The organism is Staphylococcus sp. GDY8P198P (assembly GCF_017891615.1).
Lineage (GTDB): Bacteria > Bacillota > Bacilli > Staphylococcales > Staphylococcaceae > Staphylococcus > Staphylococcus cohnii.
Window position 1 is genome coordinate 83,062 of the sequence record NZ_JAESJQ010000007.1, and the last position, 13,002, is coordinate 96,063.

A 13,002-nucleotide genomic window follows, 5' to 3' on the forward strand; every position below is an offset into this window, starting at 1 on the left:
TTTATGTTACACATCCATTTCTTTAATAACATCAAACGTATATGTTCCGATTTTTGCATTTCTAATTTCATGGATGATTAATTCAATGACCGCTTCATAGTCAACCTCATTACCGCTACGCAACAATCCTCTACGACGTCCTATAGCATCAAACCATTCTAAATTTTCAGCTTCTATTGGCACATCGACCTTATAGTGATTTTTCAATCCTTCATAATCATAGGTTTTTAAAAATTCAAGACCATAAATCGCAACTTCATCCAAATGTACAATACTATCTTTAATCGCTCCGGTAATACTTAATTTTTTCCCTACAAGTTGATCTTCAAATTTAGGCCAAAGTATACCTGGCGTATCTAATAATTGAAGTGAATTTCCAACTTTGATCCATTGTTGTTGCTTTGTGACACCAGGTGTATTTCCAGTTTTAGCAATGGATTTGTGTGCTAACTTATTAATGAGTGTAGATTTTCCAACATTAGGAATGCCGACGATCATCGCACGTATCGCACGTGGTTTTAGACCTTTTTTCTTTTCACGGTCAAATTTTTCTTGTGTTGCTTTAATAGCTGTTTGCTCTACTAATTTTAGTCCTTTTCCATGTTTAGCATCGATTGCCACTGGATAATAGCCTTTTTCTTTAAAATAAGACTCCCATTTTTCTAATTCTTTTAAATTCGCCATGTCTTTTTTATTCAAAATAACTACTCTCGGTTTTTGTTGTATCACGTCATCAATCATTGGATTTCTTGAACTATAAGGAATACGGGCGTCAACAAGTTCAAAAACAACATCTACTTTCTTTAATTGTTCAGCAACTTCGCGTTTTGCTTTTGCCATATGTCCTGGATACCATTGGATTACCATTTACTTCACCTTTCTTTTTACGTTTATTCGTTTGTTTTTCAAAATTTTATATTTTATTCATACCATTCATTGACCTTAAAATCATAACACGAGCGGTGAATAGAGATAAATAAAAACTTGTATTTACTTTATTTAAAAAACTAATTTACACTATTTTCCTATAATAAGTGCCCAATTGTCTATAACAGACCTTAAACTAAGCAAATTTGTGTCCTTCAATACTAAACACCAAAATAAATATAATCTTGAGATTAATTTTTTTGAAATAAAATAATAGTAATTTTTATCAATAAATCTAAAAAATCGTTACAATAGAATTAAAATAATTCAATTACAGGAGACTACTCATGAAAAGGATGATTTTTTACATATTATTATGCTTTATATTAGCAATCATTGGTCATGGATATGTCATCTATAGATTTATAAATGATGGTGTTTTATTTACAGGGCCCAACGATGGCATGGAACAAATGATTCCAATGCAAATGTACTTGTATGATAAATGGAGTCATGGACAATGGTTTTACGCCACTGATTTTGGATTAGGCGGAGATTTTTTTACTGACTTAAGTTATTATTTTTCAACTAATATTTTATTTATGATGAATGTGCTGTTTATCTTTATAATAAAATTAGTTGTCAATATAAATACGCAAGACATCATGTTTTGGATGACAAATGCTATTGTCATATCAGTATTTAAATCAACATTAGCGATGTTAGCAACTTTTGGTTTTGTACGTTACATTACACATAACAGAAGCATTGCACTACTATCGTCATATCTTTTTGTAATATCACCACTCTATTTTAGGTTTACTGTATATTGGCCTTTTTTCAGTGATATTTTTATATTATTACCGCTACTCTTATGGTCTATTGAATTATTTTTGCAAAAAGAAAAAAAAGCTATGTTTATTATAGTAGTCACAGTTTCATTAATTAATAACTTTTATTTTGCATATTATCAATTAATCGTAGGCCTAATCTATTTCACGGTTAGGTTAATATATAAGCATAAACATGATATCGTTCCTAGACTTAAAGCAATATACACAATCCTCATTGCTGCAATTTTAGCACTTGGTTGTAGTCTTTTCTTTTTTTATCATGGCTTACGTGCTTATACCAATAATAGACGTATACCTTTTAATGGAGACGTAGATGCTTTTGAACCCTTCAACCAAAATACGAATTTATTTTATGACAATTACCTAATAGTGATTTTATTTATAGTGATACAAGCACTGTTATCATTTAAACTGTACAAACATTTTTATTTTAAGTTATTCGCTTTCTTTATGATCCTTACGATAGGTGCTAATTATTTACCATTTGTCGATCAGCTCTTTAACGGCTTTTCTGCTCCACAAAAAAGATGGCATTACTTAATAGCTTTTAACGCTGCATTGCTCATTGGACTATATGCAAAATACTTTAGCACTTTAACGGTTAAAAACTATCTTTTTTCATCAATCATAAGTTTAAGTTTTATCTTTATAAGCGCTTGGGTTTATGATGATTTCGTTTCTTGGCTTTGGTTTACACCTATTGTTAGTTTAATTGGCTTATTAGTATTGTGTATTCATGTTCCAACTTATCGTAAACGTTTAGCTTATTTTTACTATACTGCCATATTGATATTAGCAACACTCGTTGTAGCTGTTTTTATACGCAATCAAATTTATTTTGAAGATCATGTTGAACGAGCAAATCGTTATTATGTCAATGCAAGTCTTTTTAACACACCGTTACAAAGACAGTTAGTCTCTGAAATGAAACATTCTAAGACCGAAGACGAACGTATCGATTGGCGTGTTAATGAACAAGATAACACACCTATGTATCAATTTTTTAAAGGTTCAAGTATATACTCAAGTATCTTTCACCATAATATTTTAGACTATTACTACGATGATTTAAAAATTAACCTGCAGTCTGAATCAGTGAGTAGATACCAAAGTACTAATGGGCGACAAAATATTAGCAGTTTATTTTCAATGAAATATTTAATGTTAAAAGATTACGAAAACAATGTTCCTAGTTATTTTAAAAAAGTAAAAAGTGAAGGACAATATCACATTTATGAGAATACTTTAAACTTACCTTCCGTAAAAGTGAGTGATCAAATCTATAATGCCGACGCTTTAAAAACACCTATCGATCGAGAACATGCGATGTTAGATGGTGTTGTTATAAAAAATAAAGGTGAGACTTATACGGACAATGCACAAAACCTTATCAATTCAACTAAAATAGTTTATAAAAATGTAAAAATGAAAAATCATAATCAAATCTATCTGCCCAAAAACCAAGGTCAGATTAAAATTCATGTTCCAAATCACATAAGAAAACGTTATTCAGACTTTTATTTAAGTTTAAAAGTTCAACGTGGCAAACCCGATAGTAACTACACAATTAATATAAATAATTATGCTAACCACCGTTTATATAACAATTCAACCTATAAAACTGGCGTTGAAAACCAATTATATAGGACGCAACCAGATAAAGATGGTAATATTAACATAGCTATTAATCCTAGAGGTAATTATTATTTTGAAATTCAAAGTCTTCATGGAGAAAACTATAATAAACTTAAAAAAGCCTATAACACAAAACAAAATCATTATTATAATGATATTAACAATGGAGTTAAAGTGAAGTTAGCGCCACACTCTGAGGGTATCGCAACGATTAACATTCCTTATCGTGACGGTATGATGGCCTACATAGATCATAAAAAAGTAAAACCTAAAAAAGTAAATTATATGATGACTGGTGTGCCAGTCTCAGAACAAGATCATGAAATTGTCATTAAATATCGACCGAAATATTGGTTTACGATGATTATAATTTCAGGTATAAGTATCTTAATAAGTGCTTTTTGGTGTCTAAAACAAAAATCTAAATTTAAATAAAGGAGTTTATCTGAGATGAGGTATGACCGTGTTTCATAGAATTTGGTCTCACAAACTAACAAGATTTTTTACGATCCTTTTAATGGGTGTTGGCGTAGCTTTATTAACGTTCACACCATATATTTATCGCTATTTAACTGACGGTGTCGTATTCAGTGGTCATGGTGATGGGTTTAGGCAAATGATGCCTTTCCAAATGTATCTTTACGAACACTTTAGCCAATTCAAAAGTTTTTATGATCATTCTTTTGGTTTAGGTGGAGATTATGTTAAAGATTTATCCTATTACTATGCAACCTCACCTTTTGTAATAATTAATTTTTTATTCGTGTGGTTATCTGAAGTAATATTTAATAGCAACCCTAGCAATATCACATATTGGGCAAGTAACCAATTGATTGTAGCTTTTGTCAAAGGTATTGCTACATTTATCCTTGCGTTCTATTTCTTTAATTATATCAAGCTCAAAAACTACATAGTATTTTTGGCTTCAATGTTATATGCAGCTTCAACAACCGTCATTTATTTTAATTTTACTTGGTCATATTATGGAGATTTATTAATTTTTCTCCCACTATCTTTGCTTGGTATTGAACGGTTTTATAAAGAAAGAAAAATTGGATTATTTATTTTTGCTATTGCTTTAACATTATTTTCTAATTTTTATTTTAGTTATTACGAAGCTATTGTCATTTTGAGTTACTTTATCTACAGATGTATCTTCCCACATGCAAAAGATAGCGTCACAAGGAAACAACAACTTTGGATGATACCTATAGCTGTTATATTAAGTACCTTAATTGCTATATGGGGTTTTTATACTGGAGTTTCTTCTTTTTTAAATAATGATAGAGTAAGTAATCCTTATTTTAATTTTGGTATCATTACAGATTTCGCACGACAAAAACATTTTTTCACAAATGGATTTTATATCACTGTTACTATCATTGCACTCATTGCCTTACTATCTTTTAAATTATATCGACATTATTATTATAGACTTTTCGCTATCGCAACTTGGGTGATGCTAATAGGATCTCTAACTCCCCTTTTCGATAGTATGTTCAATGGGTTCTCAACACCTGAGCGCCGCTGGGTTTATATATTTGCGCTTACTACTGCTGGATTAATTGCATTATTTATTCAGCATTTATCTGAATTATCATTGAAGTCGTATATATTCGCTTGCTTACCCGTATTAATGATTATGGGTATTATGCAAATTATAGTAAAAGAACAAAAAATGTCATGGATGGGCGTCTGCCTTGTAATTATGATTTTTATCGGTATATTGCTTTATAAAAAATCACTATTCAAATTAAAATGGCCATCTGTTGTACTTGTAATATTATTCATTATTCAACAAGCAATTATTTTAGAAAACGACCATGTAAATAATGTTCAAAAATACGAATCGACAGTTTCGTCAATGCATGATTCAAAATATAAAAGTCCTTCATTAGCCAAAAAAATTGATAAGATTAAACAGAGTCAAGATAATCCATTCAGTAGAATCGATTACATGTCACAATACGGTTTGAATTCACCAATGATATATCATTTCAACGGCATTGCATTATATTCAAGTATTTTTGATGGCGATATTTTAAAATATTATGATAAAGCATTACAAATCAATATGCATACGGATAAAAACAGCACTTACCGTTTACTTTCAAATAGAGCTAATTTGATGGCACTTTGGGATGTCAATGATCGTATACGACGTCCAGAAGACAAAAATATGCCTTATGGTTTTTCTAAGCATAGTACAATCAAACATTCTGATGATGAATCCTTTGTACACTCAACAAATAAAATCAACTATCCAAGTGCGCATATTACAAATAAAGTATTTAATAAAAAAGATCTTAAATCACCTTTGGATAAAGAACAAGCAATGTTACAAGGGGTCGTTTTTGACCAGACAGACGCATACCCTACCAATCAACAGTTCACACCGAATAAAAACTTACTTGCAGAAACTTCAACTCATTTAGTTAATGCAAAACGTACACAAAAAAATAAATTATCCGTTTCTAAGGACGGCGGTGGTATCCAGTATAAGTTACCAACATCTATTGCCAATCAATATGAAGACCTCTATGTAGTGATGGATGTTGAATTATTGGGACCAGATAAAGTACACAATGTTGGCGTAAATGAATATAATCAACATCGTAATAACTTATCTTATAAGTACAGACGTTTCGTCACTCCTGTAACAATGCGCATAAAATCTGCTCAAGATTTGAATATAAAATTATCTAAAGGTACTTATCGTTTTAATATTAAAGGAATATACGGAGAAAACTACGACGTATTAAATAAAGCACATAAACAACTACATTCAGTGAAAGTTTCACAAAATGCGCGTAATTATACAATTGAAAAAAATAAAAATGATGAAGGTTATCTCGTGTTGCCAATGCCTTATAGAGATGGAATGAAAGCTTATACAGACAAAGGCAAAACGTTACCAGTTAAACAAGGAAATGGCATCATGACAATCATCCCTGTAGAACAAGGACAAAAGACAATTACGCTTAAATATACACCACCCTATACATGGTTATTGATCATAATTAGTGTTATTGGCGTCGTTTTAAGTTTCATATATACAAAATGGATTTACGCTAAAAAATAATATCATTATTACCTTCGTCGAATTGATTACGAAACAAAAAAAGAAGCAGTTCCTATTAGGAACTGCTTCTTTTTTATGACTTTTATGCTGATTAACGAATTTCTTTGATTCTAGCAGCTTTACCACGTAATTCACGTAAGTAATATAATTTAGCACGACGTACTTTACCGCGACGTTTAACTTCGATTTTTTCGATTTTTGGAGTGTGTAATGGGAATGTACGTTCCACACCTACACCTGAAGAAATCTTACGTACTGTGAAAGTTTCTGAAATACCTCCACCACGACGTTTGATTACAACACCTTCGAATACTTGGATACGTTCGCGAGTACCTTCAATAATACGTACGTGAACTCTTAAAGTGTCACCTGGACGGAATGAAGGTAAATCTGTGCGTAATTGTGATTGTGTTACTGCTTCGATTAATTTGTGATTACTCATTATTTTTTCTCTCCTTCAACCTATGTTCTTGCCTTGACAAATATATAGCAGCGGATCATAGTGATTTTCGTGTGTCGCACACTTAAATTATGTTAGCACACTGTCATTCATTTTTCAATTGCTTTTTATATCTTTCTAAAATATCTTTATCTTTATCCGTAAGTGGATAATTTTCTAATAAATCTGGACGCTTTTCCCACGTACGTATCAGTTTTTGCTCATGACGCCAATGATCAATATGCGCATGATTACCTGATAATAATACATCTGGCACGTTCATATCTTGGTATGAACGTGGTCTTGTATATTGTGGAAATTCTAATAAACCATCCTGAAAGGAATCATCCTCATGTGATTGTTGATTACCTAAAACACCTGGTATTAACCTTACAATTGCATCAGTCATTACCATAGCAGGCAATTCTCCACCTGTTAAAACATAATCTCCCATAGAAATTTCATCAGTAACTAGATGCTGTCGAATTCGTTCATCATATCCTTCATAATGTCCACAAATAAAAACCAAATGTTCTGAATGACTAAGTTCCTGGGCAATTTCCTGATTAAATGGCCGACCTTGTGGACACATTAAAATCACTCGTGTATTTTCTGTTTTTTCAATGCACTTCATTGCATTAAATATAGGTTCTGGTTTAAGCACCATACCTTGTCCACCGCCAAATGGATAATCATCTACTTGATTATGCTTATTTTCAGCGAAACTTCTAAAATCGACAGTATTGACTTGTAGCATTTCCTTATCTTGTGCTCTTTTTAAAATCGATTGATTTAATACGCCATCAAACATTTGAGGGAACAAAGTTAAATAATCTATCTTCATTACTCCAACAGTCCTTCCATAGGCGTAATATCAATACGTCTACCTTCAACATCTATATGTTTAACAACATCTTCTATATATGGTATAAGATATTCTTTATCACCTTTGACAACCCATACATCATTCGCACCCGTTTCAAAAATTTCTATCACGCGTCCAATAGGCGTTTCTTTTTCATCGAATACGGTACAACCAATAATATCTGAGTAATAATATTCATGTTCACCTAATTCAATTTCTTCATGGTCGCGTTCTTGTAAAAGTATCTCCCCTTTTAAATGCTCAATATCATTAATATTATTGATGCCTTCAAAAGTCAACATGTGCAACCCTTTATGCATACGATATGTCGCAACTTTCAATTCTATTGTTGGTTCATTTTGACGTTCTATCATCACAATTTCACCTGGTTGAAAGCGGATATCTGTAAAATCTGAGTGAGATTGGACTTTGATTTCGCCTTTTATACCATGTGTATTGATAATTTTACCTATTTCTACTTTCATTTAAGCTCCTCCGATAATGTGTATATATCATTGAAATTCGTTTTTTTCATTTTTTGACTAAAATAATTATAACATGAATTATTATAATTATAATAAGCCTTCTCTATCGTTACGTGGTAAAATGTTGTATTGATTATTTTATTGATTATTTTATTTATTCCTTTAAACAATCTTATCAATTAGTTAATGTGTATTAAAATGTTTGTGATAATTTAAAAGGCTGGGACAAATGTATTGTCTCAGCCTCTTATCATTATATTGGCATGCGCTATGGTAAACATTTTACCTTAGTCATTCATGCGAAGATGAGACGACGAAATCATTTTAAATCACTGAGATTTCTACGCCTCTCCTTTTATAAATTTAATATGTGTAAATGATGACAATTATTTTTGATCGTCAAATTTTTTCAAGATACCTTCTCTTGATAAGATATTGTGTACAGTATCTGTTGGTTTAGCACCATTTTTTAACCATTTTAATGCTAACTCTTCGTCAATTTTAACTTCTGGAGCATTTACATTATTTGGATTATAAGTTCCGATTTGTTCGATGTTACGACCATCACGTGGCGCACGAGCATCTGCTGCTACGATACGATAGAATGGATTTCTTTTTGAGCCTAAACGTGTTAAACGTAATTTAACTGCCATTTATATTCTCTCCTTTGATTGTTCTAATTTTTATTTTCTACAAGAAATAATATTAACAGTTATTTAGAAGTTTGTAAAGAGTTTCTTCTTTACCATTTTATATTTTTACTTTTAAACAATTAATTGTATCAATATAGCTTCCGACTTCGAAGTAAACTTGACATTAATCATTAAACACTATAAATTGAGAATAAATTAAATATGAAATGCACTAGGGGTGTTTTTTAACTGAGATGAGTTTACTCAAACCCTTTGAACCTGATCTAGTCCATACTAGCGGAGGGAAGTGTTACAAAAATGACAAAGCTATTTTAATATCTTAACTATAGATTGTAGATTTTTAGTACACAACTTCTCTCACGGAGGTTGTGTATTTTTTTATTTAATAAATAATTCTAGGAGTGAAATGATGACTAAAACAATACTTATAACTGGTAGCAGTAGAGGATTAGGTGCATCAATAGCAAAAACTTTAGGTAAACAAGGACATAATGTAATTATCAATTATTTTCAAAATAAAGCATTAGCAGAAAAAGTTGTGGACGAAATTGGTCACGAGCATGCAATTGCAATACGTGCTGATGTCACAGACAGAACACAAGTTGATCAATTAATCACGGAAGCTACTAATTATTTTGGAAAAATAGATGCTGTTGTGAATAATGCGCTTATAGGATTTAAATTTGATCCTTCTAGTCAAAAATCATTTAAAGACTTAAGCTGGTCAGATTATCAACAACAAATTGACGGTACGCTCAAAGGTGCTTTCAATGTAACGCAAAGCGTTATTGATCAATTTATTAAGCACAAATCAGGTACCATTATATCTATCGGAACGAATTTATACCAAAATCCTGTCGTACCCTACCACGAATATACTACCGCTAAGTCAAGTTTAATCGGTTTCACTAGAAATATCGCTGCCGAACTAGGACAATATGGCATCAAAGTTAATGTCGTTTCTGGTGGTTTATTAAAAACTACAGACGCTAGTGCTGTCACTACGGATGAAGTGTTTGATTTAATCGAACAAACTACGCCATTACATAAAGTTACAACACCACAAGATGTAGCTAACATGGTGACATTTTTAGTTTCCGATCAGGCTAATGGTATCACTGGTCAAAATATTACCGTAGATGGCGGCTTAACAATGAATTAAAATATGGAGGACATCAATTATGACACATACCCAACATCTCAATATAGGTGTATTACTTTATGGTTGTGGCCATCACCAAGCTGCATGGCGTATGCATGATTCTAGTATTGACCAAATTGGAGATACCGCTTATTACAAATCGTTAGCTAGACTAGCAGAACGGGGGTTGTTGGACGCTATATTTTTTGCAGATAATCAATCTTTTCCTGCTAAAACGGATAATGACATGCCTGCTTTTTGGTTTGACCCATTAATGAATTTAGCAGCAATAGCACAAGTAACACAAAATATAGGTCTTGTTGCAACTATCTCAAGTACATTTTCGAATCCTTTTACTGCTGCAAGGCAATTATTGAGCCTTGATCATATGAGTCAAGGACGTGCAGGCTGGAATTTAGTAACGTCTATGACGGATTTAGAAGCTGCAAATCATAGCATGTCTAGTTTACCTGCACATCATGAACGTTATAAAAAAGCAGATGAATTTGCATGTGTCATGAATCAATTATTAACATCTTGGAGCTCAGATGATTTTATACATGACAAGGTACATGATATTCTAATCAATGCGAATCATATCCATGCGATCAATCATGTAGGAGAGCATTTCAAAGTACAGGGACTTTTAACAACACCAAGCAGCCTACAAGGCAAACCTGTTGCTATGCAAGCTGGTGCATCAGATCCTGGCATTGCATTAGCTACTAAATACGCAGATGCTGTTTATGCAGTAGCTTGGAACATACAGCAAGCCACTGTATTTAAAAAAAGATTAAATCATCAACTTAAATTAGCAGGTAAATCAGAAAACAGTTTAAAAGTCTTTCCAGGATTAGTCACATATGTCGCCCCAACATACGAAGAAGCTTATGCTAAAAAGCAAAAACTAGATGCAAACTTAGCAATTGAAACAGCATTAAATCAATTAGAATTTTTCATCCATCAAGATTGTCATAATTGGGATTTGGATGAACCGGTGCCACCTTTACCACCATTAGAATCTTTTAAAGGCCCCAAAGGTCGTTATCAAACTGTGTTGGAAATTATAAAAGACAAAAATCCAACTTTACGACAATTGTTAGGATATCTTAGTGCAGGTGGTGGGCATTTAACGCTCATCGGAACACCAGAACAAATTGTTGATGAAATGGAACATTGGTTTAATGAGGGTGTAGCTGACGGATTTAATTTAATGCCGCCAACTTTTCCTAATAGCTTGGAAGATTTTGTAGATTACATCATTCCAGAATTACAAAAAAGAAATCTTTTTAGAACAGAATATGAAGGTACGACATTCAGGGAAAATATTAATATACCTAAGTTAAATTAAATAACATGTCATTCACAAATGAAAATTCATAATTTTATATTTTCTACGATTTTGCATCGTGCTGACGCCCAGGGAAATGATATGAGCGAGAGACTACGGGCTCGAGCCATATCCCCAGGCAAGCATGCACGTTCAAAATCGCAAATTATCCATATAAAAAGGACTAATCCATTTTCATATGGATTAGTCCTTTATTTTGTGAATGAGACTTGTGCCCGTTTATTTCTTTAAAAAATTATTTTATAGACAATTGTTAAAATGGTAAGTTCATACCATTTAACATATTCTCCATTTGTTTACGTTTACCTTTTTTGCCTTTGCCGCCACCAGAAAATTGCTTCATCATTTTCTTCATTTCATTAAATTGTTTCATCAATCTGTTAACTTCTTGAACAGTACGTCCTGAACCCTTAGCAATACGTTTTTTACGTGATACATTTAATGTTTCAGGGTTATTACGTTCATTAGGTGTCATAGATTGAATAATAGCTTTAATATGGTCGATTTGTTTATCATCCATATTAAGATTATTCATCCCTTTCATTTTGTTCATTCCAGGGATCATTTTCATAATGTCATCTAATGGACCAAGGTTCTTGACTTGATCTAATTGTTCTAAGAAATCTTCCAAAGTAAATGATGACGTACGCATTTTCTTTTCTAAATCTTTAGCTTTATCTTCATCTACATCTTGTTGCGCTTTTTCTATTAAACTTAACACATCACCCATACCTAATATTCGAGAAGCCATACGTTCTGGATGAAATGGTTCTAAGCCATCTAACTTTTCACTCATACCAACAAATTTAATTGGCTTTTGTGTCACTGCTCTAATTGATAAAGCAGCACCACCACGTGTATCACCATCTAGTTTTGTCAAGGTAACACCTGAAACTTCTAATTGCTCATCAAACGATTGGGCTACATTTACTGCATCTTGACCAGTCATGGCATCAACAACAAGCATAATCTCATCTGGTTTAGTGATTTCTTTTACATCACTTAATTCTTCCATTAATGCTTCATCAACATGCAAACGACCTGCAGTATCAATAATGACAAAATCTAAATGTTCCTCTTTTGCATGTTTAATTGCATTTTCTACAATTTGTTGTGGCTTAACTTGGTCCCCTTCACTGTATACAGGAATATCAATTTGCTTACCTACAGTTTGTAATTGATCAATTGCTGCTGGTCTATAAATATCGGCCGCAACTAATAATGGTTTTTTGTTGTATTTTTTACGCATAAGCAATGCTAACTTACCTGCAGTCGTAGTTTTACCTGCACCTTGTAAACCAACCATCATCACAACTGTTGGCGGTTTGTTGGCCATCTGGATGGTTGCATTTTCGCCACCCATGAGTTGTGTAAGTTCTTCTTGTACTATCTTAATAACTTGTTGTCCAGGTGTTAAAGACTTCATTACATCTGAACCTAAAGCTCGTTCTGATACGGTTTTGACAAAATCCTTTACGACTTTAAAGTTAACGTCTGCTTCAAGTAATGCTAGTCGGACCTCTCGCATCATTAATTTAATATCTGCTTCAGTTACTTTCCCTTTGCCACGGATTTTTTGCATCGTCCCTTGGAGACGATCGGATAACCCTTCAAATGCCATATCAATACC

General features: G+C 32.4%; 10 protein-coding genes and 1 riboswitch. Of the genes, 4 read left to right on the top strand and 6 right to left on the bottom strand.

Annotated features, from left to right (window positions below; translation table 11 throughout):
- Positions 1–6: 6 nt before the first annotated feature.
- Positions 7–867 (bottom strand): ribosome biogenesis GTPase YlqF, encoded by an 861-nt coding sequence (gene ylqF, locus KA824_RS07575; protein WP_107384719.1) that lies wholly within the window; start codon positions 865–867, stop codon positions 7–9.
- Between the two features lie 347 nt (positions 868–1,214).
- Between ylqF and KA824_RS07580 the strand changes: the two genes are divergently transcribed.
- Together KA824_RS07580 and KA824_RS07585 are read left to right on the top strand one after the other, a co-directional pair.
- Positions 1,215–3,791, top strand: a complete 2,577-nt coding sequence (locus KA824_RS07580; RefSeq protein WP_181187470.1) for a YfhO family protein — start codon at positions 1,215–1,217, stop codon at positions 3,789–3,791.
- A 28-nt stretch (positions 3,792–3,819) separates the two neighbouring features.
- On the top strand, positions 3,820–6,438 hold the full coding sequence (locus tag KA824_RS07585) for a YfhO family protein (RefSeq protein ID WP_348634145.1): 2,619 nt from the start codon (positions 3,820–3,822) through the stop codon (positions 6,436–6,438).
- A 91-nt stretch (positions 6,439–6,529) separates the two neighbouring features.
- Here KA824_RS07585 and rplS read toward each other — a convergent pair whose 3' ends face one another.
- From rplS to rpsP, 4 genes are all read right to left on the bottom strand, one after another.
- Positions 6,530–6,880, bottom strand: a complete 351-nt coding sequence (gene rplS / locus KA824_RS07590) for a 50S ribosomal protein L19 (RefSeq protein ID WP_019468465.1) — start codon at positions 6,878–6,880, stop codon at positions 6,530–6,532.
- Positions 6,881–6,983: 103 nt separating this feature from the next.
- Positions 6,984–7,721, bottom strand: coding sequence for a tRNA (guanosine(37)-N1)-methyltransferase TrmD (gene trmD, locus KA824_RS07595; RefSeq protein WP_107384516.1), 738 nt, complete (start codon positions 7,719–7,721; stop codon positions 6,984–6,986).
- Entirely contained in the window at positions 7,721–8,227 is a 507-nt protein-coding gene (gene rimM / locus KA824_RS07600; RefSeq protein ID WP_107384515.1) for a ribosome maturation factor RimM, read from the bottom strand. The genes trmD and rimM overlap by 1 nt, the downstream gene beginning before the upstream one ends.
- A 386-nt stretch (positions 8,228–8,613) precedes the next feature.
- Positions 8,614–8,880, bottom strand: a complete 267-nt coding sequence (gene rpsP / locus KA824_RS07605) for a 30S ribosomal protein S16 (protein WP_019468468.1) — start codon at positions 8,878–8,880, stop codon at positions 8,614–8,616.
- Positions 8,881–9,083: 203 nt separating this feature from the next.
- Positions 9,084–9,182: riboswitch (TPP riboswitch) on the top strand.
- Between the two features lie 107 nt (positions 9,183–9,289).
- On the opposite strand from rpsP, the gene KA824_RS07610 reads away from it, so the two are divergent.
- The gene (locus tag KA824_RS07610; protein WP_181187472.1) at positions 9,290–10,042 is read left to right on the top strand and encodes a 3-oxoacyl-ACP reductase; all 753 of its coding nucleotides are present in this window, start codon (positions 9,290–9,292) and stop codon (positions 10,040–10,042) included.
- A gap of 19 nt (positions 10,043–10,061) precedes the next feature.
- On the top strand, positions 10,062–11,372 hold the full coding sequence (locus KA824_RS07615) for an LLM class flavin-dependent oxidoreductase (protein ID WP_181187473.1): 1,311 nt from the start codon (positions 10,062–10,064) through the stop codon (positions 11,370–11,372).
- A gap of 253 nt (positions 11,373–11,625) precedes the next feature.
- On the opposite strand, the gene ffh is transcribed toward KA824_RS07615, so the two are convergent.
- Complete coding sequence (gene ffh / locus KA824_RS07620) at positions 11,626–12,993, bottom strand: signal recognition particle protein (protein WP_107384512.1); 1,368 nt, start codon at positions 12,991–12,993, stop codon at positions 11,626–11,628.
- Between the last annotated feature and the right edge of the window lie 9 nt (positions 12,994–13,002).